Origin of the sequence: Shewanella sp. NKUCC01_JLK (genome assembly GCF_019345615.1) — a bacterium.
Lineage (GTDB): Bacteria > Pseudomonadota > Gammaproteobacteria > Enterobacterales > Shewanellaceae > Shewanella > Shewanella oncorhynchi.
On record NZ_JAHKRD010000023.1, the window covers coordinates 12,493 to 36,515 of the forward strand.

General features: G+C 39.9%; 22 protein-coding genes. 7 read left to right on the forward strand and 15 right to left on the reverse strand.

Features of this window, described 5'->3' with window-relative positions:
* Window positions 1-30: 30 nt before the first annotated feature.
* From KO537_RS20725 to KO537_RS20790, 14 genes are all read right to left on the reverse strand, one after another.
* Window positions 31-264, reverse strand: a complete 234-nt coding sequence (locus KO537_RS20725) for a flagellar biosynthetic protein FliQ (RefSeq protein ID WP_173248286.1) — start codon at window positions 262-264, stop codon at window positions 31-33.
* Window positions 251-1,894, reverse strand: coding sequence for a hypothetical protein (locus tag KO537_RS20730; RefSeq protein WP_198572422.1), 1,644 nt, complete (start codon window positions 1,892-1,894; stop codon window positions 251-253). The genes KO537_RS20725 and KO537_RS20730 overlap by 14 nt, the downstream gene beginning before the upstream one ends.
* A gap of 4 nt (window positions 1,895-1,898) precedes the next feature.
* Window positions 1,899-2,294 (reverse strand): hypothetical protein, encoded by a 396-nt coding sequence (locus KO537_RS20735; RefSeq protein ID WP_173497860.1) that lies wholly within the window; start codon window positions 2,292-2,294, stop codon window positions 1,899-1,901.
* Window positions 2,248-3,510 (reverse strand): type III secretion system ATPase VscN2, encoded by a 1,263-nt coding sequence (gene vscN2, locus KO537_RS20740; RefSeq protein ID WP_168826340.1) that lies wholly within the window; start codon window positions 3,508-3,510, stop codon window positions 2,248-2,250. The genes KO537_RS20735 and vscN2 overlap by 47 nt, the downstream gene beginning before the upstream one ends.
* A 2-nt stretch (window positions 3,511-3,512) precedes the next feature.
* Window positions 3,513-4,976: a secretin N-terminal domain-containing protein gene (locus KO537_RS20745; protein WP_168826338.1), complete on the reverse strand. Its 1,464-nt coding sequence runs from the start codon at window positions 4,974-4,976 to the stop codon at window positions 3,513-3,515.
* The gene (locus KO537_RS20750; protein WP_219235615.1) at window positions 4,966-5,253 is read right to left on the reverse strand and encodes a hypothetical protein; all 288 of its coding nucleotides are present in this window, start codon (window positions 5,251-5,253) and stop codon (window positions 4,966-4,968) included. The genes KO537_RS20745 and KO537_RS20750 overlap by 11 nt, the downstream gene beginning before the upstream one ends.
* Window positions 5,246-5,923, reverse strand: a complete 678-nt coding sequence (locus KO537_RS20755) for a type III secretion system apparatus protein VscT2 (RefSeq protein ID WP_242068364.1) — start codon at window positions 5,921-5,923, stop codon at window positions 5,246-5,248. The genes KO537_RS20750 and KO537_RS20755 overlap by 8 nt, the downstream gene beginning before the upstream one ends.
* A gap of 7 nt (window positions 5,924-5,930) precedes the next feature.
* The gene (locus KO537_RS20760; protein WP_168826332.1) at window positions 5,931-6,626 is read right to left on the reverse strand and encodes an EscR/YscR/HrcR family type III secretion system export apparatus protein; all 696 of its coding nucleotides are present in this window, start codon (window positions 6,624-6,626) and stop codon (window positions 5,931-5,933) included.
* Window positions 6,627-6,669: 43 nt separating this feature from the next.
* Window positions 6,670-6,948 carry a hypothetical protein gene (locus KO537_RS20765; RefSeq protein ID WP_014620520.1) on the reverse strand — a complete coding sequence of 93 codons (279 nt, stop codon included), beginning with the start codon at window positions 6,946-6,948 and terminating at the stop codon, window positions 6,670-6,672.
* A 494-nt stretch (window positions 6,949-7,442) separates the two neighbouring features.
* Entirely contained in the window at window positions 7,443-8,567 is a 1,125-nt protein-coding gene (locus tag KO537_RS20770; RefSeq protein ID WP_219235616.1) for a hypothetical protein, read from the reverse strand.
* Window positions 8,568-8,778: 211 nt separating this feature from the next.
* Complete coding sequence (locus KO537_RS20775) at window positions 8,779-9,645, reverse strand: hypothetical protein (RefSeq protein WP_219235617.1); 867 nt, start codon at window positions 9,643-9,645, stop codon at window positions 8,779-8,781.
* Window positions 9,646-9,878: 233 nt separating this feature from the next.
* Complete coding sequence (locus KO537_RS20780; protein WP_173248301.1) at window positions 9,879-11,255, reverse strand: hypothetical protein; 1,377 nt, start codon at window positions 11,253-11,255, stop codon at window positions 9,879-9,881.
* A 396-nt stretch (window positions 11,256-11,651) separates the two neighbouring features.
* Entirely contained in the window at window positions 11,652-12,203 is a 552-nt protein-coding gene (locus KO537_RS20785) for a winged helix-turn-helix domain-containing protein (protein WP_173497857.1), read from the reverse strand.
* 517 nt (window positions 12,204-12,720) lie between these two features.
* Entirely contained in the window at window positions 12,721-14,109 is a 1,389-nt protein-coding gene (locus tag KO537_RS20790) for a WH2 domain-containing protein (protein WP_219235618.1), read from the reverse strand.
* A 280-nt stretch (window positions 14,110-14,389) separates the two neighbouring features.
* On the opposite strand from KO537_RS20790, the gene KO537_RS20795 reads away from it, so the two are divergent.
* From KO537_RS20795 to KO537_RS20810, 4 genes are all read left to right on the forward strand, one after another.
* A complete protein-coding gene (locus KO537_RS20795) occupies window positions 14,390-15,472 on the forward strand; it encodes a hypothetical protein (protein WP_219235619.1) in 1,083 nt (360 codons plus the stop codon).
* A 472-nt stretch (window positions 15,473-15,944) separates the two neighbouring features.
* A complete protein-coding gene (gene ompR / locus KO537_RS20800) occupies window positions 15,945-16,670 on the forward strand; it encodes a two-component system response regulator OmpR (RefSeq protein ID WP_006079507.1) in 726 nt (241 codons plus the stop codon).
* Window positions 16,671-16,712: 42 nt separating this feature from the next.
* On the forward strand, window positions 16,713-18,029 hold the full coding sequence (gene envZ, locus KO537_RS20805; protein WP_113940234.1) for a two-component system sensor histidine kinase EnvZ: 1,317 nt from the start codon (window positions 16,713-16,715) through the stop codon (window positions 18,027-18,029).
* 128 nt (window positions 18,030-18,157) lie between these two features.
* On the forward strand, window positions 18,158-20,128 hold the full coding sequence (locus KO537_RS20810; protein WP_219235620.1) for a methyl-accepting chemotaxis protein: 1,971 nt from the start codon (window positions 18,158-18,160) through the stop codon (window positions 20,126-20,128).
* Window positions 20,129-20,165: 37 nt separating this feature from the next.
* Here KO537_RS20810 and KO537_RS20815 read toward each other — a convergent pair whose 3' ends face one another.
* On the reverse strand, window positions 20,166-21,458 hold the full coding sequence (locus KO537_RS20815) for a DUF5666 domain-containing protein (protein ID WP_219235621.1): 1,293 nt from the start codon (window positions 21,456-21,458) through the stop codon (window positions 20,166-20,168).
* An 86-nt stretch (window positions 21,459-21,544) separates the two neighbouring features.
* Here KO537_RS20815 and KO537_RS20820 point away from each other — a divergent pair, with 86 nt between their 5' ends.
* From KO537_RS20820 to KO537_RS20830, 3 genes are all read left to right on the forward strand, one after another.
* On the forward strand, window positions 21,545-22,213 hold the full coding sequence (locus tag KO537_RS20820) for a response regulator transcription factor (protein ID WP_131525518.1): 669 nt from the start codon (window positions 21,545-21,547) through the stop codon (window positions 22,211-22,213).
* A complete protein-coding gene (locus tag KO537_RS20825) occupies window positions 22,185-23,450 on the forward strand; it encodes a HAMP domain-containing sensor histidine kinase (protein WP_131525517.1) in 1,266 nt (421 codons plus the stop codon). The genes KO537_RS20820 and KO537_RS20825 overlap by 29 nt, the downstream gene beginning before the upstream one ends.
* Window positions 23,451-23,604: 154 nt before the next feature.
* Window positions 23,605-23,994, forward strand: a complete 390-nt coding sequence (locus KO537_RS20830; protein ID WP_113940229.1) for a NirD/YgiW/YdeI family stress tolerance protein — start codon at window positions 23,605-23,607, stop codon at window positions 23,992-23,994.
* The last annotated feature ends 29 nt before the right edge of the window (window positions 23,995-24,023 follow it).

The following is a 24,023-nucleotide window of genomic DNA, read 5'->3' on the forward strand; positions in this document are numbered from 1 at the left end:
GTTTAAAAGTTAATATTTAACTATTCAATGTTAGAGTTGCCCAAAAAGCAGATGGAATTGATCATAAATCCCACCGCCAACTTGTGTAAGTAAAACGATAAATACAACTAATTTAGCCGCCATAGGTAAGCCTGGATCTTGCACACTAAACACAGTTTGCAACAGACCGACAATAACTCCCGTGACGACAAAACTAAGCGAAAAAATAATAATCGCACTCTTGAGAATGTCTAAGCATGCCGCTGTGACATCAATGACGGTCATAATAATCCTCAAGAAAGTTAGTCACTTTGTTATCCTCAAACTGGAATACGTAGTACTTATTGCGAAAAAATACTCGATAGGTGTTCAATTGCGCATATTGGGTAAAATACTCGGGTGCGATTTGGTAATGCAGCATCAACGAAGACAATACAGGTTGGACAGTCATGCCTGCACTCACAGCTCCAATCGCCACAAGTTTAGAACCTAGACTTGGTAATTCCATCTGAGTGACTAAAACTGAAGATTTTTCCTCAATAAAAACCTTATTTATGTGCTGACCTCCCTCCTTTACTTCTAAATTTGAATGAACTGGTACAAAAGCTTTAATAACCGGGTCTTCTTTCTTCTCTCCGGCGGATAAGCCTTTATTAGCATTCGATTCTCGCTGTACTCGAGCCAAAACAGGTACATTAGAGTGAGCAACTGTTAATTCTGATTGCTTTTGAAGATTCACTCCAGACTCCCCCTCCATAGCAGCCAGCTGACTTATTGGTGGTGATTTAATTGGTGACGACAGAGTCGCTGCCGCCATAGACTGGGGTGGTGTCGTCAGTGAGCGCGTAGCCTGTTCTGAATTCACAACTGGTTGCACTACTATCAAGGAGTTACCAACCAGCGTCGTTGACACTTGAGCATTCGCTCCAGACTCTCGTCCGATAACAGCGGATGGCTGACTTATTAGTGGCGACTTAATTGGTGACGACTGAGTCGGTTGAAGCACTGCCGCCATAGACTGGGGTGGTGTCGTCAGTGAGCGCGTAGCCTGTTCTGAATTCACAACTGGTTGCCCTACTATCAAGGATTTGCCAACCAGCGTCGTTGACACTTGAGCATTCGCGCCAGACTCTCGTCCGATAACAGCGGGCGGCTGACTTATTAGTGGCGACTTAATTGGTGACGACTGAGTCGGTTGAGGCACTGCCGCAATAGATTGAGGTAATCGCGTCAGTGAGCGCGTAGCCTGTTCTGAATTCACAACTGGGCGCTCTACTATCAAGGATTTGCCGACAGGCGCCTCTAACACTTGAGCATTCACTACTGACTCAAACCCCATTGCCGTAGTAGGTTGCTTTATTAGTGACGACTTGAGTAATGGCTGAGAAAGTTCAGACTTTGCCCTCAGAGGGAGCGTAATCTTATCCGCACCTACTGTTGACTGAGCTGTGTTCAAAGACTTGCTGACTGGCACCGTTGAAGATGACACCTGGGTATTCATCGCAACCTCATCAGTGTTGCTCACTTTTAACTGAGATTGAACATGATTCGCTACTGGTATTGCACGTCTAGGCCGCTGCAAATTAGCCACATTTGCCAATGGTTCACTGGTCTCTAGTTTAAGCCGACTGCCACTAACTGCATCAGACGAATGGATTCTGATAGCTTTACTCGCCGAAAATATATGCTGCCGAAGTGGTACATAAGCCGTGACAGGTACAACATGCCCCCAAATAAAACCCTCTTCATGCTCAGCCTCATGGCTTTCAATGGCCTCCTTTTCACCATCAAATGTTGATGCATCATGAGAAGAAGCCTGCCGTTTTGATAGATTCAAAAGCTGTTCAAATTCGCTCTCTACTGGGCTCAAACAGGCTATTTGGGCAACTGGGGCAAGTCTATCCATCTTTGTCATTTTGTCACTCATCTCTTAACTGTTCTTGGATCTCAGCTAAAGCGTCCTTTCGTTTTTCTTGCCTTCGCTTTTCAGCGATAACAAGGGCAATCTCGGCAGCTAATTCATTAGCATTTTGCTGGGTCACAGACGCATCGAAGAATAAAGACTCGATATGAGACTTAACGCTTTCTCTTCGCTGAAACAAACGAGAAAGCCCATTTAATTCGTCTTTAACGACTAGACTTTTTAACTTTTGTTGCTCATTGGCGATTAATGCCCATGAGGCCTCTATCGAATCCAATAGCTCTTGATGCTTCAAATTTAGTTTGGCTAATTTACGTTGTTGCTTGCCAATTCTGATGTCAACTACATCAATAAGTTGACCAAATTCGATCCATTGCTTGGAGGGTTTCTTCATATTCGACCCCGTCGTAACCTTGCTTCAAAAACTCCATGATATATGGGAAGCGCTCTATCGCTTCGTCGGTCGCCAAATCGTTACCTTTCTCGTACTCGCCGACTCGGATTAACAATTCAACATTAAAATAGCGATACACCATATCTTTGAACTTTTCAGAAAGACTTACATATTGAGGATCCTGAACTTTATTTTGTAGACGGCTCTTGCTCTTTAGTACATCAATAGCAGGATAACGGCCAGTAGAAGCAATTGTCGTTGAGTAGACCAAATGTCCATCAATCAGTGACTTAACTTCATGTGCAATAGGATCTTCATCAATTTCTTTTTCAATCAATACCGTAAAAATTCCAGTCACTGAGCCATGAATAGAGTTACCACAATTCTCTACCAGTCGTGACAGTGCCAAAGAGACTCCGATCGGAATTCCGCCCTCGATGGGAGTACCATCTAACATGGCTTGTGCACGTGCAAAACGTGTCAATGAATCGAAATAGAGCACCACTTTCTTGCCCTGAGCCATGTAATGCCGAGCAATAGATACAGCGACTAAACCCGATCTCACTTTCTCCAACGGATTTGCTTCGGATGTAGACACTATAGTGATCGATTTTTGAATCACAGCAGGACCAATCTCCCCCTCCAAAAACTCAACCACCTCCCTTGCACGCTCACCAATCATGGCGAAAATCACCACATCGGCATCCATGTTATTTGCCATGATCGAAACCGTAGTAGTTTTGCCAGCACCTGCGGGGGCAAATAGGCCCAAACGCTGCCCTACTCCAATGGTGAATAAGCCATCAATAATTTTAATTTTTGTTGGAAAGACAGTGTCGATTGGTGCGCGAATATTAAGCGGTATAGGCTTATCGATAATGGGTAGATCATAGTAATCACCCTCACCGCCCAAATATTGTTCACCATACAATGACTCGCCATAGCAATTAATGACCTTACCAATAAGAGCGGTTTCATTCAGCGGGAAACAGAAGCGCCGTGGGGTAATTTCAACTTTACTTCCCCGTTGAATAGCCCCAGGCTGGAGCAACTTAATTTCTACTCTTTTACCAGTAATTTTCATTATCTCACCACGAATACGCTCATTAGCGACTGTGATAATGAAGCACTCCTGCCCCACAAAAGTATTTATACTGACATGACAAATCACTGTATCTTGATAAGATTCTTTAACCTTAAAAAAATGTTTGATCATGACTAGATAACCTTAAATGACACTGATACGTAACGTTTATATTTACGTTTAGTTTCCTTCTTACTCTTAAATAATTCACCTAACCAAGGAATACTTGAAAGGATAGGGACACCACTCTCGACACTATCAGTCACTGTATTGTCAAATCCTCCAAGAATAACGGTCTGCCCTGGTTCAATATAGACTTCTGATGTCAAAGATTGAGAGTTAACTCTAGGCGCCTGAGTCGCTCCGCCTTCTGTCTTATCATCACTCAGTGACTCTTCTATATAGCTAAATTTCGCCTGCACTTTTCCTGATGGCAATAAACGGCCAGTGACATACAAACTATTTTCGGCCTCAATTTTTTGAGTTGATACTTGCTTATCAGATATAAGTACAACTGTAGCCGTTTCTTTTTTACCAAAATGCCCTTGCTGGTTCTCTAAGACTAAGAGATTAGTTTCATATACTCCTCTAGCCATATTATTAGTATACAAAGCTTGAAAATTTTTGAAAAAATCTACTGTATCCGTAAAGGGTGGAACGATAATATCGTACAGACCTCGACTGCCATTCAACCATGAACTATTAACACCTAGTGCTTCAGTTCGTTCTACCGAAACATCATAAACCCGAAGGAAAAATAGCAACTGCTGCCGTTTAACATCAATAAGAGTGGCAATACGCTTAGCTAACTGGATCTCCTCAGGGGTACCACGAACTAGCAATGCATTACTTCCAGGTAATACCTGGACTTTAGAGGTAAACTCATCCTCTTCAAGCTGTTGTTTATCATTTTGGTTAAGTTTTAGTTTATAAGCGCGCTTAACCATTTCTCCATCGCTAATATTCTCAAACTGACCAATTTTCTCAATTGCCGATGAGATTAAAGACTGCGCACCAGGAAAAATAACATTACCGTCATATGAATCAATTTGGCGATCCATAACAGATATATAATCAAACTCGATCCGTGCCAATTCCAAATTATTACCATTCTCTAAAAACTGATTTTTATCAATCATATTAGAGTAGACAACAACGTCATTAACAAACTTACGTGTTCCTGAAATAAAGATAGAGTTGCCACTGCCCACGAGTTCAATTTTCGTCGTATTATTGGCTCTGAACGTACTCTTTAATTCTTTAAGCAGGCTAGCTGGTGTAATATTTCTGGGTTTAAATGCATGATTTATATAAGCCTGACCAGAGTGAACCGTTAGTGTCCCGCCATATACATACCAATCAAAATCATAAACATCAGAAAGCTGGTCCAACAAATCGAGACCGTCACCAGAGAGTGTTTGAGTAATAGGCTGTTTAGCCTTTTTTTCTTCAATATCATCAACTAACTTTAGCTGCATATCCTTAGCTATTGCCGCCAAGGCGCCTTTCAAATCGATATCAGACTGCTTGATAAATACCTTTGCCTGACAAGTAAATGCCGTAAACAAAAGGAAAATAAGTAAGATTCTAGACTTCATCAAGTATCTCCTTCATACGTTCCTGACTAACTTTCATTTGTCTGATACTTTGATTAATAATGGCTTGCTCTACTATTTTCATCGTAAACTCTTCTTCAGTAACATAATCATTTTGCTTACTAGCGTGTACTTTTACTTGGCTATCGGAAAATTGTTCACTAAAATGTACTTCACCAGCAGCTTTGAGTTCTGACTCAAACTGAAGGGCATCCTTTTCTGAAGTGGTTTTAATTTGCTGACTATTCAATGTGACATTCAATAAATTAATGTTACTCATACCCTGCCTTTTTCATTATTTGTTTAAAAACATAAAACTGATCTTGTAACAGCCATAGGTTAAGAATAATAATCATGGTGATAGCTTTAATATCTGCTGTTGTACTAATAGATAAAGAAGCTTTTTTGAAAAAAAGGTCAACATAGCCACAACAAATAGTAATACACAACAACAGAACCATGTATTTACCAGTCACCATAGCCATCATAGTTAAGCTATCAGTGATGTAAAAATACAAAGTATCAAAACCAACATTAGCACCTTGTTCAATATTCTCTGAGATCACCGCCAGCAAAGGCCTAAAAACCACTCCAGAGTCCAAGGCATACATCAAAAACATCAAAGAACTAATCTTAGATAGCGCTTCAGACTCATCAGTAAAACGTTTATCTTGTACAGACTGTTCGTTAAGCAATAATAACTGTTGTATAACACTGCCAACCATACCACTGAGCCAATAAGGTACAGATGAAAACATAGCAAAAATAATAACGCTTAATACCCAAAAAGGAGTTGGAATATTTCCTAAATCACTAGAATCTATGACAATTGCAAGTCCAACAGCAATAGCAAGTGCCGTCGAATTATCAAGATAAAGACGTGTTGGATTATAAATTTTTAAAAATAAAAACAATCCTGCAAATAACAGCCAGTTAGGAAATAAAAGCATGTCCATATCACTGGAGCGCTCTAAATAAAATAGTCCAACTATCAGAAAAATAAAATACTGCGAGTTTTACAGGTGTCGATATTACCGTCGGTGATAACATCGTCATACCTACACCACTGAGAATCACGGCAATTAAAAAGTCAATACTCACAAATATCATGTATAGCTTTAGGCCAAACTCGAAACCTTGATACAAATCTAAAATCAGATTACCAAGAAAATATTTTAGTGTATCACTCCCTGAGTCAAAATTAAGTGGAATGTCAATAATGCCAGTTAGTTCATTAGTTTTACGCTGCGCCCTCGCCAACAGTTCAGGGAAAAACTCAAATACATTGCTGACCAGATAATACATCGTCACTTGTTCTGGCTTTTTATCCTCAAATAGGGAGGATGATTGCAAGACGTCAGGGTCTATTCCTCCATTAATCTGCTCAATAAAATATGGCTTAACCCTCTCTAATCCGGGTTTTATATCAGGCCAAATACTATTAAGCGCCATTAATGCCGCAAGTAAATTCACTACTATTGTAGGTGGAATTTGTTGTGTACCCACCGCATTTTTAATGATGTTAAGTACAATATTATATTTAACATATCCAGAGAAACAGATAAAAAAGACGGTAGACAACAAGATCAGAGTCAGGAGCAAAATTAAATTTGCTCCTGAAAATGCATTATCTGGATTCAATAATTGCAACATCTATAGCACTCTCTATTGCCCATAATGCATTATAAAATTAAAGTTAAATATTTCTTGCCGCTGCAGAAATAGAGTCTTTAATTGATTTTAATGTAGTTGTTGAGGTTTGAGCGGTAATGCTTTGATCTGCCATTAACTGTTGTAGCGATAAAGAATCAGATGCACTCAAAATAAGCGTACCATCTTTATCTGGTGTAAATTTTCCATCTTTATCAACACTTCCAGTATGATCGGTAATGAATGTACTGACCTTATCGTCGGCATTATTAACTAAACCGCCAAAAACACCACTTATATACCCAGTTGATAATTGTTGAGCCATTTAATACATCCCTAGTTATTCATACGTTTATTTCTAATTCTTAACATGTCTACTTAACATGCCTACTTAATACACAAACCTCTAGATAGCTCTAGAATGCGCAAAATATAAGCCATCTGCACCAGACCAAGCCAGTGAAAACTTCTGATAAAACACGGAAAAAGCTCATTAAAAGCACAATCAGCTAATGTATTAATTTATCGTTAGCAGGTGAAAGTAAAAACCTAATTGATTGATTAAAATAGATTTATTAAAATACTACATGTGTATATTAGTGAGTCAAAATGATTAGCATCTCAGATGCTTTGAGCATTGAATCACGCTGAGTCGTACTAAGACATGTAACTTGCTCTAACTTAATTATGGTCTACTCTAGGGTTAAATATTTCATCGAATGAACTAAAGATCATTAAGAAATATTTAATATTTTTATATAGCTAAAATGGACCATCAATAGTGATCCATAATTAAATGAGTGTTACCATTAAATGAAACTAGCGAACAAGCCCTAGATCTGTTAATTTCATTGCTATTGTGTCAGATGATTCTTTTCTACCTGAAGCTAAATCAATAAAAATACCATTATTATGATCTAATTGCCGGACAACAAAAAACTTCATACTCCTTTCATACCCTTCCATTAACTTGACATCCCTAACATCTGAATGAATTATTTCAAACTTTGTACCTGATGGATATATAACTTCAGATTTATTTGTTAATACTCCTGTATTGATAGGATTTCCTTCTAAAATAAATACAGCAGGATTCTCAACTGGATAGTTTGCCATTCTTGTCTTGAACCAACCTCTTACAAAATCTTGATTCTCTGAGGATGACATTGGAGCGAAATCAAAGAAACCCACTCCTTCGTTCAAAGCCTCAAAACCAGCCACCCCTTTTGCATCTATTGCTCGATAGCTAATAGTGCTACTTTCTCCAATTGGTAATTTCATTAATCCAGAGTACATATCAGTCGCAATAGAATTAACTCTTTCCCTCATATCCTCACTCACCTCATATCCCCTCAAGTATGAGTTTAAGTCACTAAAAAAAATCCCATTAAACCGTTCTGGATTTTGTAAGTTTTCGCCATTTCTATTCCCTATATAGAAATTGATAGCATCTCTTTCATTACAAGGTAGAGCATTAAAAATAGGTTTTACGTGTTTTTCAAACTTTACCTTATTCAATAAAGCATATATATCAGGCTTTGCTTTTTTTTGAGAAAAACCGAATATAAAGTCATCAATCATTTCCTTTGAACGGATATCAAACACATTATTAACTGGAGTATTTTCAACGTTTCTCATCATGAAAACCTGATTATTACCAGTGATTTTCCCATCTTGTATGTGTTGCTTGACATTGATAACTTCATCTTTGGAATACTTACTTAAAATATGAATTCCATCCTCATTAAACTGACCTGCCTTATTCAATATTTTAATTATAGTAGCTTGCTTAGCTTTACTCTGAGTTTTTGAAATTGTTTTTCCCAATCTGTTTATATCAATAGCCGATATTTTTTTTACATCTATTCTCTCCAACTTATTTAACTCACGAGATGATACATTTAAATTGAACAGGGCTCTATTAAAATCAATACCGATAGACATTTATACTCCAAAATTATCTAGTTATAAAAAATATTATCCCTATCATCACTATCTGGTTCATTTGATAACTTTTGAAATAATTTGTAAAAAAATTCTTGCAATTAAACTTGTTTATAGAATTTGTTACATTCGCAATTTCATGTAAAACACCAGGCCATGGATTGCACCTTATCAACATTCCAAATACTGAAAATTTATCATAAATTATCAATTACTTATTATAATCAACATAACGTTGACCATAATAATAAGGACCATGTTGTTGCTTAAACTCACGAACCTCCCTAGAGCGTTCGCTATTGCTCCTCGTTAATCCTATCTGTTTTGCATCAATAGGCAGATAGTCATATCTTCCATGTGAATTTTTGACTTTCATAAAATTATCAGGCTTTACATCAAAGGGTCTAAAACCTGCTTGTTCCATCATAACCAGCACTGAATATGGAATTTTTTCATGATTATCTAGATGTTTTGCACCTGGTATTTTTTGAAAAGTAAACACTCTTACTCGTGGAGAGCCCCATACTCTATCATCCCTCATAGTAATAAGGTCATTGTTCGCAAAAATTGCATACTTACCATCATAGAAATTATGATTACGATATACATCATTTACTCTTAAGTCGGCATTAGTTAACGCTCCCCACGTACTATCTTGTTTAAAGATCTTATACCCTCTCCCTGTTTTTTTATCGATAAATACTTCTCGATTTGTCCCCTCAAATTTTTCATATTTTCCCGCCTTAGCCTCCTCTTTTAATTGAGATATTGTTTCTGGATGACGGATGTTTATTGAATCAACATGACTTGACAGTGCTAGATGCAATGGCAGAACTTCATGCTGCAGTTGTGGCTTCAACCTTGGTCTTGGTAGTAGTAGTTTTTGTGGTGTAGCTAGCTTAGTTAAAAATGTTGCTATTACTTCCCTTTTTTGTATATTCAGGCTCCTTATCAAAGTTTGCTTTAAGCGTAAAATATCCACATTACGAACACTTTTTACATCCAACTTTTTTAATTCACTCGATGATATATTTAACCCAAGCTTTTCTCGCAAGGAAGGAATTATGATAAATGACATATACACCTCTAAATTTGTTGATGAAAAGCACACCATCTTCCACGAAGAATACAATCAATGACTATGCAACATATACATTAATATTATTCTCATACTACAAATGGATTTAGTTTATAAATATAAAAACATTAACCACACCTTAAATAACATCTGCAATAAAAAACCACTTTTAAAAGTGGTTTTTTATTAACACTGAGACATTGTGATATCAATTAATGCCAGAGACTAACTCATTACCTACGATAAGTCGTTGCCATCAAGTCTGTGATTTTTTTATCTGCATCAGAAATGGCACTCTTTAAACTACTATACATTTCATCATGCTTCATAATTTTATCATTTTTATCCAATACACCTTTATTTATTAGCATATTGGCTATATATGCCCCCTGTATCACTTCAGGTAAACTATGATGCACAGGCTGCTTTACGCTATCACCAACTAAGTGGTCTAAGCATACATCAAGCACTTGTTCGAAATTAAATGTAGCATTAGTGGCACGACAGAGTTTAGCTGTCTGAATGGTATAATGCAGAGCATTTCCAGATACACCTGCAGTGAAACCCTCCATATCAGGACGGCTGAAATTATCCATATTGAGGTTTACAGCTAAATCAAGTATATCTTGGCCTAACGTATCGATATTATTTTGATACATTTTTTCGTTAGGCTTAAAATCAAAATGTAACCCCCCAGAAGCTAAAATCCCCTCATTAAATAAGCCACTTTTACTTTTACTGGAATCGACAGGGTCCCGCATAATACCTTGCAAGGCACCACCAAAAAGCTGACCTAAAGTAACTGGCTCACCTTTTTCACTCATAAATGCGTTTAATGCATAGGTTTCATGGAGCTTAGCGCTTGGTCTATCTAAAAGGCTGCTAGGAAAGCCAAAATTCTCAACTAATATCTTATTATTTCTTGCTTCAGTTTCATTTTTAACAACCGCAGCATCACCAGGAAACTCTAACACTAAGTTTTCTGGTTTCAAGAGTTTGTTTGTATAAAGGTTATTACCTTGAGTGTCCTTCAATGCATCTTTAGTTAATTTTTCAAATAAGTGTTTCTCTTCACTTTCATTCAATTTTTCATTTTTTGATAATTTGTCTCTGATTGTGTTCAAACGTTCAGATAAATCACTTTGGTTAGAATTCATAAACCCATCAAAACATACTGATAACCGTGAAAAGATCTCTGCTTTATGCACAAGTGTAAATTGATCAGATGTCACTTTGACAGGCTTACTTTGATCGCATTGAAGAAAGTTTTTCACATATACCTTCTTCCCACTTAGATCTACATCATCTGTTGCCGTATTAAGAATATTAGTTAAACTAGATGCCATTGCATCGAGAGCCCGTTCAGATGCAGTACTTTTACCATTTATTAATTTATTTTTAATTAAAGAAGAAAAAATTTCACTGCCGCTTTTTAGTTCTACTTTTACTTTTTGATAAGGTTTTGGACTCAACAATTTACTTAAAGAAACAATGGGATCTTTATTCTCAATGTGGGAAATTTTTTTGACATCTAAATCAATATTTTTTTTATCCATGATTTCAGATGTTTCAGTCTGTCCGCATGCAGCTAGTTTGTTTAATGAAAGCATAATATCTCCTAGAGGTTAAGCTTTAATTATCCATCATCCTGCACATCAATATCACCAGATTACTTATGAAAAAATCCGTAAAAAATAACTATCACCGAACGACATGTATAACAACCAACAATCGCGCTTATACCAAGATGTAAAAGTGACTTTAAGGAGCAAAAAAAGCCTTATCCTTGGCTCAAATCTCTGTAGAGAAGCCCATAAATTATAGAATACTAGTAGAATATTTAAGACAATCTTGCGTATGATTTCATTTCGTTTCAAGGTTGAATTTGAACGTGAAAAATTACACTAAAAAATCTTTTAGATTGAATCAACTCTTATTTTAAATAATAAAAGTCAACCAATATTAATCTTGGCACGCATAAGTTTAAATTTACGTGAAATATAATTTTAAAAAAACTTATTGAAAACGACTATTGCTCCTACTGTTAACATGGATGCAAGAAGAGCAGAGAAAAAACATACCAATAAAAAATATATATTTCTCATTGGTATGTCAGTACGAATTGATAAATTTCGTTCGATTGAATATGGAGAAACATTGATATTACTTAAGGATTCTTTACGACTCTGCTTAATATTCTTTATCTCAAAAATCGGATATTCCTCTTCAATTAAAACGCCTGAAACACTTTCATCCAGAATCAGTATATAACCTTCTTTAGAAATGGTTTTTATTTCGCACGCTAAGTTATCAAATTGCGCAAGAGATTTTCTTAAATTGGAAATGGCTTTGGTCAATGATGTTTCACTCACGAAAACCTTACCCCAAACTTTTTCTTGTATATACTCCTTACCTACAACTTCATTTACATGATCACATAGTAGTTTTAATATTACAGCCTCACGTCCACCTATGCTAACTACATTATCCTCAGTGCTAACCTGTCTTTTAAGCACATCAAAAACCATCTGATTTCCTAACGCATAGTTTCTTGCCATTGCTATTCCTCCTAAGAATTACTCGTTCATCAAAAAATTAACTCAGAGTTACATTGTGGTCTTTTTTTCAGAATAAAGTAATAAAAAATCGCCAAAAAAAGATGAATTAACCAGAAAAAAATCGAAAAAAACACACTCAAAAAACAAGGTGCGGGCCTTTTGCAGCTTTGAATACAATGGAAAAACAAACGAAACTAAATGTATCAATCTGCCGAATGTAAATACTAATTATTAAGATTACAGTGCATTGCGCTGATATGCTTAGAAGGTGATAAGGAACTACGGGAACCACAGAGAATATAACTAACAAAAACCTAAATATTCATACTTTAAAATATGACACACTTTATTATACTCACCTTAATTATTTTAAATTGAAAATTTACCTTTAGGAAAGTTTAGTGTTGAAACTTAATTTATTAATGTGTACACATATGTTTATGTTTACAAATCTATATACATTAAGTCATAAGCCAGGTCTAAAATATCTACTTAGACCCGACTTACTATGTTTAGCTTAACTGTTAGAATCACCCAGTTTTAATTGTAATGCTTTTATTAACTCACTCTGCTCTTTCACCAAAGCCTCCTGTCCTAAAAATGTAAAGTCTTCAAATCCAGTTTTCATATGAGTCGATAGGAATCTTGATATATCTGCTTTAAGACTGTCGGCTCCATGGATGTTTGCCATAAATTGCTTTTCCAACTTTGCCTGCGCATCTTTACCATTCTTAGTAGCGAATCCTTCCATAAAAGGCATTTCTGTAAGAACTTTGAGTGCTGACTGACGGTAATTGCTACCCAGTAAATTCAACTTTTCTTCATTTGTCGTCAGCTGATTGGCTGTGCGACGAGCCCCATCTAAAATAGCTTCCCCTTTTTTCATCTCAATGGCGCCACGGCTACTATCCGAACGGAAAAGCCGAGTTTTTCCTGAATCGAGGCGACTCATCGCCTCAGTGGCAACACCTTTACGCTGCGTCTGGAAAGGCTGATCAGACACAACATCGGCTCGCTTCCATAGATCAGGAAAACGTTTCACTTCGGCCCAATAACTTGAAATCGATTTAGACTGCCCGTTCATTGCCGCCTCTAACGCATCAATATCCGCATACTGCCCATATTGATCGAGTAAAATGCCTTCCCAATTAACCTCCATAGCATTGACAACATAATCACTAATTTGTTGGCAGAGCAACTCTCTATTAGCTTGATTCATATTGGACGCTGTTTTAAGTAATTCATCAGAGTAGAGTTCATCCATGGGCTCATTTTTTGTTACAGGTGCCTGAAAATCGTCATTTTTGATTCCAGTAACTGCTTTTTTAAGGTTGTTTTTATTGAAACCTGTAATTGCATTTAGCAAAGCGTCCTTTCCTCCACCTGACGGCGAAACCACGTCACTTGCCATCGCACCTACTGGCAGGATCGGAGCCGGTGGCGGCAAAGGTGGCGGTGGCGGTGGCAATGTACCACTTGCCATAGTTAATGCGACAGAAGGCTGAATATCTCCTTGCACTGTGGATGGTGCAGTACTTTGGCTGGATAAAACCATCCGAGCGTCTTGCTTTTTTTTCAATACTTCTTGTAAAAATGAAGTATCGGCATTGGGCGTCACAGGTGGTACTTCCTGATCTGCCGTTACTGGTCTCAACTTAACGCCATCACGAATCGCTGGCATTAATGGCTGTCTAGAATCCGCATTTTGCTTCGGTACTGTAACTGCCATTTTGGCAACTTGGGCTGGTTTAGCTAACTGAAACGGTTTATTCGCAACTGGCTTTTCTTTGATACTCGGTCTATTACTCACCTGCTTAATCTCGAGTTTATCAGTTGCGGCGATACTGGCTTCTTTATTCTTGATATCGAATGAAGATGGATTGATGATGTGATTGGAAATTGGCATACGGTACTCCTCTGGTCATAGGCTCACTAATGTTATAAATGTGTGAGCAATTAACTAACTATCTACTCCATCACTATATAAATAAGTAGAAGAGGGACACACAGACTTTGTCTGAAATATTCTGAGTAAAACTGGAATGACTTAATCACTCTGTTTATTTAGACAAGTAAAAATTAGGATTACTCAAGTAAATTAATCATTTTTTATTCATCATTTGCCATTAACCATTAATAAAATTTTCATTTATTTTAGTATTAATATTCCATTCAGAGATTTGATAATGCCTATTCATACAAGCAATTATTCTAATTTTTCCAGCTATAAAAGCTACAATCAATTCGCAGCTATACCTAACACGCTCAATATCGTAAAGCTTTCCCAACGTAGAGCTGATACGCTAAAGCCTGTGAAAACGATAAGTTCATTCGCAGAGATCAACAATGTCAAAAAATCTCTCCATCGAGTGAAAATCGAAGCGGCTCAGCTAATACAAAAAAGTTATCGCTCTTATCAACAAAAAAAAGCTGACAAAGAGCTCAATACAGTCGGTATTAAATCACTCACAAATGCTAAGGCAGGACGCAGCTACTTCTATAATGCACAAGCCGAATTAGTCGCAAAAACACCAACTAAATTTAATCCTGCTGGGAAAGGAACCTACAAACAGTTAGTACGCCAAGATAGTCAATTTGTGCAATTACATATTCATAATGACACGTTTGATATAGATAAAAATAAATACAACCAATTAGCAATGAATCAGCTTAGATCTCATCCTTCAATTTGTCCTTCTATTTATGTAAACGATTCGACCATGATTGCCCATAATGGTGGCATTGAAGTAGCACAATTAATTGAACAAGGGGACAAGATTCCCTTAATTCACTTTAAATCACTCTTAGAAGATTTATGTTCCTTACATAGCAAGGAGATATTCCTGCACGATATTAAACCTGAAAATCTAACCTATAAAGGCAGCCATGTGTATCATATTGATGTGGAAAATCTGGTCGCGCCGGATTATAACCATGGCGAGAATGGTATTGTCTACACGCCAGAGTACACCACAGTACTTTTAATGAATGCGATATCAAACGAGGATCCGCTAGCAGACCAAAACCAAGATAACTACGCCATTTTATTGAGTATGATTGAAGCCACTAGCGGTGATTTTTTCCCAAATACCCCAGTTGTAAATACTCAACGTTTTTATGGGCTCCTGGGTAAGGATCTAATAAGAGCTCAAGGCTGGATACAAGAGCACATCAAGCCTGAGTACCAAGCGACAGCAGGAGCATTACTTCAGTGTCCAGGAACCAATAGCGATTTAACGCCCTTAATCGATATGATTAATTGGAAATAAACTGTCTCAAACCGCTTGTAACAATCAATGATTGGAGCTCTATTTCCATAGATGGCTCCATAACCACTTTTTATGGTTATAGAGCTAACAACGGTTCTTAGTTCTGTGATGACTTTATGAGCTGAACGTGCAAATAGTACATTCATCAAAGTATGTGTACTATTTCTATCCACTAAATCATCTCTGTGCATAATGGCTTTTAAATCACCTCTTTTGCTGATGCCAATTTAGTTACAATTTCAGCTATAGCGTGAATAAACGCGAGTATTCCCATGCAATTTCATTTGCTTAGTATTAACATTGGGCAATCAATGTCAGCATTTATCGCATTCAAGTTACTAAGGTGAGCTAGTCGCCTTGGTTGAATGCGGCTATATTAGGCAGATTCGTTTTCAATTTCAGCCAGTTGGTTAATCTTAACTGTTTCTCATCAGTAGAATAAGCACCAATCTGAGCAATTAAGGGACATCCCATGGGACAAGAAACCTCGAAAATCCTCGTCGTCGATGATGATATGCGCCTGCGAGCGTTACTCGAGCGTTACCTGATGGAGCAAGGTTATCAGGTGCGCAGCGCGGCCAATGCCGAGCAGATGGACCGCCTATTAGAACGCGAAAACTTCCATTTACTCGTGCTCGACTTGATGTTGCCCGGTGAAGATGGCCTGTCTATCTGTCGCAGGCTGCGCCAGCAAGGTAACCCTATTCCGATCGTGATGCTGACGGCCAAGGGCGATGAAGTCGACCGCATTATTGGTTTAGAGTTGGGCGCTGACGATTATCTACCAAAACCTTTCAATCCACGGGAATTACTTGCGCGGATCAAAGCCGTGATGCGTCGCCAAACCCAAGATGTGCCCGGTGCGCCAGCTCAGCAGGAAGCACAGATTAGCTTCGGTGAGTTCTCGCTGGATTTAGCGACCCGTGAGATGTACCACGGCGACGAATCGATTGCGCTCACTAGCGGTGAGTTTGCCGTACTTAAAGTGCTCGTCACCCATCCACGCGAACCCTTGTCTCGGGATAAGTTGATGAACCTCGCCCGTGGCCGCGATTATTCGGCGCTAGAACGCTCCATCGACGTGCAAGTGTCACGTCTGCGCCGCTTAATCGAAAAAGATCCCGCGAATCCTCGCTACATTCAAACGGTTTGGGGTTTAGGTTATGTGTTTGTACCCGATGGTGCCGCGCGTCGATGAGCCGCGCTGCCATCTTAATCTCCTGCGGTTATTGAGCCCACGATGAAACCTAAGTTTTGGTGGCGGTTTGTTCCTCGCAGCGCATTTAGTCAAACCGTGATGCTGATTGGTTGCCTATTACTGATCAATCAGCTGGTGTCTTACGTCACGGTCGCCGTCTATGTACTTAAGCCAAGTTACCAACAAATCAATCAGTTAATCGCTCGCCAAGTCAAATTACTGTTTGTCGACGGTATAGATATTGGCCGCGAACACTTAACCATAGTCGATGCCCTTAATGCCAAAGTCCACGACGATGGCATGAAAATCTACAATCAACAGCAAGCACATGAAGCGGGTATTGAGCAAGCCACTTACTATGGTTTCTGGTCATCGCAGATGTCGGAATATCTTGGCGGCGATGCTGAAGTCCGCGTCACCCATGGCAGCGTATTACAGATTTGGATCCGTCCACCACAGGCGCCCTCGATTTGGATAAAAGTGCCACTTATCGGCCAAAATGTTTCAGATCTTTCGCCACTCACCCTTTATTTAATGGTGATTGGCGCACTTAGTGTCGCTGGGGGATGGTGGTTTGCTCGCCAGCAAAACCGCCCACTTAGGCGATTACAAAAAGCCGCGATTTCAGTCTCCCGCGGTGAATTTCCCGATCCCTTGCCGCTAAAAGGTTCGAGTGAAATTGTCGAAGTTACCAATGCTTTCAACCAGATGGCGCACAGCATGAAGCAACTGGAGCAGGACAGAGCGCTATTGATGGCGGGGATCTCCCACGACTTGCGCACACCGCTCACCCGTATTCGCCTCGCCTCTGAGATGATGGTTGAGGAAGATCAATATCTTAAAGATGGCATAGTCAATGATATCGAAGATATGGACGCCATCATCAGCCAGTTTATTGCGTATATTCGCCAAGATCAGGAAACCAGCCGTGAGCTAGGCCAAATCAATAAACTTATTCAAGATGTCGCTCAAGCAGAGGCCAATCGCTCCGGCGAAATTGAAGTGGTGTTAACTGACTGCCCAGAAGCCCAATTCCAAGCGATTGCCATCAAGCGGGTACTGAGTAACTTAGTCGAAAATGCCTTTCGCTATGGTTCTGGCTGGATCCGCATTAGCTCACAGTTCGATGGTAAACGTATCGGTTTTAGCGTTGAAGATAACGGCCCAGGGATCGATGAGTCACAAATTACCAAACTATTTCAACCTTTTACCCAAGGTGATATCGCCCGTGGTAGTGTTGGTTCGGGCCTAGGCCTCGCCATCATCAAACGGATTATCGATAGACACCAAGGGCAAATTACACTCTCCAACCGCGCCGAAGGCGGTTTAAAAGCCCAAGTGTGGCTGCCGCTGGAATAACGCGAGATCACATATTTGCAAATCAAATGACAACGCTGACATCCAAGTGAGCACTTGTCATATTAATGTCACCTTAAATTCATAAACTCAGCACAGTTACTGGCTCTGACCATTATGAAGATTGCAAAATGAAAATTTCAACGCTGTCGCTTTCTGCTTCTGCCCTGTTGTTATTGCTCGCGGGATTGCTAGCAGCCGTAGTGCTGTGGAGCAGTGATCAGCGGCAACAAATTGAGCAACAAACACTTACATTACAAGCTATTCAGCAGGATTTTCTCGTCGGTGTACGCCGCGATCTCGATGGCTATTTAGCCAGTGGCAACGCTAGCCAACTTGAACAAGCGAAAACCAAACTCAGCGCCATTAAAAACCAGCTCACGCAGCCTAACCTCGCAGCCATGGGCGCTACCGACAATGACTTGCAAGCCAGCCTAAGTAGCTTCATTCAAGATTTAGATACCAAGTACCGCGCCGCGGGTAAACTCGCTGGCAACCCTAGGCAACTGCTCGCCCACGCCGAATCTGAAATGCTCGACTATAACCGTCGTCTGGGCAGTTATGCCGATAAAGGCTTAACCACAAATGCGGCGGTCGCCGAACAATATCTGCAATTGAGCCGCGATTTACCTTCTATCGTCTACCAACTTTCCCAACTGACCGATGGTTATCTGATCGGTAAAAATCAGCAGCTCAAGGGTATTTTAGACAGCACCAGCAAAGAGCTAAATACGTGGCACGACACCCTCAGCGCACTGCCGTTAATCGGCGTATATGAACAGCAAGAAGCAGATGAATTTGCACTCGGTGCCAGCGAACCGGAACAAATTGAAATCGGCGAGAGTGACCGCAGTGAACTGCTGAGTCTCGCCAATCGATATAACAAAGAAGTCGCCAATACCCACCAATTACTGCAAACCAACCAAGAGATGCAAGATCAACTCATTCAAGCGATTAGCAATGTGGAACAACAGCTTATTGGTTTAGGTGAGGCTCAGGCAGCAAAGAACCAGCAGCTGAAATATGAGTTACAGCTAATCCTCTACACTATGGTTTCCATCATGGCCTTGTTTGCGATTGGTTATTTAATCCTGCAGCAAAATCGTGTCGTCAAACCGCTAAAACGTCTCAACCAAGCTTTTATGAAATTAAGCGAATCGAACAGCCGCGAGCGTTTAGATATTAATCGTCGCTGCGAGACGGGCCAAATCGCAGGTCATTTCAACCAATTACTGCACAGGTTTGAACAGGAAGACGAGGCGCAGCGCCAGCAAATCACTAAGGTTTCTCAATCATTAAGCCAACTGGTGGCGCGCATTACTCAGCTGTCGCAGCACACAGAGCATACCCAGACGATTGTGGCCGATACGCAAACACAGACAGAACATATCCGCAGCCTCGCCAATGAGGTGAGCCACACTTCGGCACTCGTGGAAGACAGCGCCGCCGAAACCATGCGCCAAATGCAGTCGAGTCAAGCACAAGCCGAGGCGGTATTGAGCGCGACCGAGCAAACACAAACCGCGGTCGGTCTGTGCCATTCGTCCCTTGAAAGCCTAAATAACTCAGTGACGGATGTATCGAAAATCATTGATGTGATTGGCAATATTGCCGAGCAAACTAACTTACTCGCCCTTAATGCTGCCATCGAAGCTGCGCGGGCTGGCGAGCAAGGTCGCGGCTTTGCCGTGGTGGCCGATGAAGTGCGTAATTTAAGCCAACGCACCCAAGTGTCTTTGAATGAGATCGTGAAAATTCTGCAACAACTTACCCAATCAAATCATGCTCTCAGTGAGAGTGTCGATGGCATAGCACAGGCCACCAGCAGCCAGAAACTGCGTGCTCAAAGCCTGTGGCAAGTGGCGCAAACAGTGCAAAACCAAGCAAGTGAAATGGCTAATACCGCCAAACAAGGCTCGCTAAATGCCAAAGAGCAAGTCGATTATCTCGATGAATTTGTTCGCACTATGGATAGTTTAAAAGAACAAGCGCAAACCAGTTCACAGCAGAGTGAGGTCATCGCCCAAGAAGTACAGCAGAGTGTAGAAGATATTGAAACCAGCTTGGGGATTGGGCAAAGCCAAATAAACCGTGCGGCCTAAAACCGCACGTTTATTCACTTAATTTCTCTATTTGTGTTTAATCGTCGATTCGACAATTGTGGATATTAGAGCCATCGAACTGACATTCGACATCAACCCATTTGCCTTCAAATGGCGTTAATGAAGCATCAGTCGCTTGATAGCCCCACAAGGTCTTTTGCATCACTAAACCCGACAAATCAAGCTCATTGCTTCGCACTTCAAGATCAACTTCTTTCACTAACCACTGGTTGTCTGCGAGTTCAACACCTTCTATTTGAATCCATTTTTGGTCAAGTGTCGCTAAGGTTAAACCGTCATCGAATTGAGTTCTGGCATCAATATCAAATGTAAATCCATTAATTTGTAGCTGATTATTGGTAGTCAGTGTCGCCAGACCTTCTAGCTCGAACTTTTTACCTAAGGTTGGAGGTATTCCACCATTATCATGTGATGTTTCAAATTCAACTTCTCTGGCCCATAAACCCTGCGGCATAGATTGAATATCTACATCGACTAACTTGCCTTCAACCAAGTTAGCTTGCTTGCCATCTTCAAATTGAGTATTTGTAGTGACATAGAGTCGAGTACGGGCATTAAGCTCAAACTGCGTTTTATCTTGGTTGACCCAAGTAATAGTCCCTTCTAGCTCCATATCGTTAAAAGACGCCGTATCTTCCACCTCGACTTCAGAGGCCAAAAATGAAGCACCACTTTGCTGGCCTTCCACTTCGACCCATGCGCCTTCCTGTAAGCTGCCTTCTAAACGTGCGTTGGCATAATCAATCACTGCCGAACCGATATTGAATTGTTGCGTGGCCTTGTTTAATCCAGAGACACGTCCCTCAATTTCAGCAAACGCAAAATTGGGGATAAGGTTTATAGAATAAACCTGCCATTCTCCCATTACCGTTGGATAACCATTTACCGCAACCCAATCGCCTACTTTATACTGAGTCGCGTCCGCTGGTTTAACGACTAAATTAATCCCATTAACGGCAATAGTATTTTGATTAACGGAACTGATTTCACCCACAAGGCTTGGATCTAATATGACATTTTTAGCCTGTTGGCCTTCATTATCAATTTTGACCCTCATCCCCATTTGAATAGCATTAACCTCTAACGGCTGTTGACCATAGTGAATCTTAGCATTAGCGATATTGACGTTATATCCATTGACCGTAATCGAATTATTGTCAGAAGCAATATTTGTTACTGTACCGTTAATTTTTGCGGGTAACGTAGGTTGTGGAACGATAGGATCGGGTTTAGAGGTATCTGTTGATGAATCATTACCACCGCAACCTGCCAGCAAAATGGCCGTAATACAGACTAAGAGTTTATTCATTTTCTTCCCTATTTTGTCTTGTTAAATCAGTGCTGGGCATCTTAGTATGAAGATCGTCAAGCAAATGTGAAGAAATGAATTAACCTATGAAAGTATTAATTGTTGATGATAATCATGATGTTATTGAAACAATCATGGATTATTTAACCCTAGAGGGAATTATTGCCGACTGTGCATATCACGGGGAAAGTGCAATCAATTTAATTCAACAAAACCATTACGATGTCATCATAATGGATATTATGATGCCCAAATTAGACGGTATTAATACGGTCAAAAAACTGCGTGAAGAAATTTATTGTAATACACCGATTATATTTTTAACCGCCAAAGATAGTCTGCAGGATAAAATTGATTCTTTTACATCAGGTGGGGATGATTTTTTAAATAAACCTTTCGCGATGGAAGAATTATGCTTACGGCTGCATTCACTGCATAATCGTGGCCCACGTTTAGATGTGGGTATTTTGCGCTTCAGTGATATCAGTTTAAATTTGCAAACCCATCAAGTTACCCGTGCTGGTAAAGAAATTAAGCTCAGTAAAATTCAGCGCACCATTCTTTCACTGTTACTAAAACATGCGCCCGCTATCGTGAGTAAAGAGCAATTGGTAGATACAGTATGGGGAGATGATGCACCTTCGAGTGATTCACTTCGCAGCCACATATACAGCTTACGCAGTGCACTCGATAAAGGTTTTTCAGACTCAAAATTAGAGACTATCCATGGCCAAGGTTACCGACTTATCCCCTGAGCATTTTCCGAGTTTATATAAAAAAATCCGCCTCACTTTTTTAGTATTAACTAGCTTGATGTTTGCCATTTTTTGGAGCCTCATTTATATCGCCGAAGAACAAATTGAGAAGATTAGCCTCGAGCAAACGCTGGCCACAGAGACTCGCGAATATCTAAAGAATTATCAAAGGTTTGGTGATAAAGCACAGCTCCCCGATATCAATGAATTGAAAACATATTGGAGCAAAGAGTTTGTACCAGCTTGGCTGCAACCTTATCAAAATACCGGATTTTACGAACATCAACTGGGTGACGAAGATAAACACTTTTTGATATCCGCTCATCCTTCTGGGCAAGGGCTGTTGTATGTGGTTTATAAGGATGACGCGGACGATTTCCTTGATAGCTATGAAGATAGAATGCACATTTTGATCTCTATTATGGGGATCGGTTTGCTCCTGTTTATCATGGCGTATGGATTGTATTTTGTACGTCTGCTATCCAGTCCACTCGCTGAGATTGAAAATAAAATCAATCAACTATCACCAAAAAGACCGACATCAACACCGAGTACTTCATACCGTGAAACCCGCCAGATTGAGCAAACCCTATTAAGCAACAAAGCTAAAATTGCCGCCTACTTCACTCGGGAACAAGAATTTAGCCGTTTTGCCTCCCATGAACTACGCACGCCCATTATGGTGATCCAAGGTTCGGTCGAATTGCTCAAAAAAATCCCCAATGCGACAACCGAGGCTCAACAATTAATGGTCAAAAAAGCCATTACACGTATTGATTACGCAGGGCATCAAATGAAAACGCTCACCGAGGCCTTTTTACTTCTCGGAAAAGAAGACATTGAATCCCAGCACTACAGCCAAATTGATTTAGCACCACGCCTTGAACACATTTTAGCTGAAATGGCGCAGCACTTTGCCAAGCAAGAAATCACCTACAGCTTAACGCTTAAAGATTGCTTGAGCATCAAGGCGCCACTGAGCTTTATTGACATAGTGATAGGCAATTTAATTAAAAATGCTTTCAATTACAGTGCCGGAAACATTGAAATTACGATGCAAAGCAACCAATTATGGATACTGAATCCACTAAGCACTCAAAGTACTGATACATCAGGCTATGGCTGCGGATTAATTATTATTGAACGTATTTGCGAGCGAATGGGCTGGGCATTTTCAACCCAAAACGATGGTGCTAGCTATCAGGCTTATGTTCAGTTTATAGATAATGCCCATTAACCGAAGTTAGCTTGGATAAATGGCCTCGTTTTAGCAAATTCTGAGTTGCAAACCCAATCTTCACAACCGCTTCACGCTTGTCTTGGCACTATGCTCGCAACACTGTAATAGCCATTGAGGCTGAGTTACATAAAACCATAGAAAGGACAAACAGATGAATAAAATGACTCTTACCGTTTTCGCAATGGCACTTTCATTCACGACTATGGCCAGCCAAGCAGGCTTTCAACCTACAACGGGTGAACCTCAAATACAGGGTGGCTTCCAAGGGCCGAGCGCAAGACAAGTGATTCATGATGTGGTGAGCGCGCTCAATGCCAGTGATGACGCCCAAATTGAGTTAACGGGCCATATCATTTCTTCCATTGGACACGATGATTATATTTTCCGTGACGCTACGGGTGATATTAAGGTCGAAATTGATGATGATTTATGGCGCGGCAACACAGTAACACCTGAGACTCAGGTCATTATTCGTGGTGAAGTGGATAAAGATTGGTCTGAAGTGACCATAGATGCAGACAACATTCAAATCGTACAATAAATTGATTTAGTTAAAGCCAGCCAATCAAT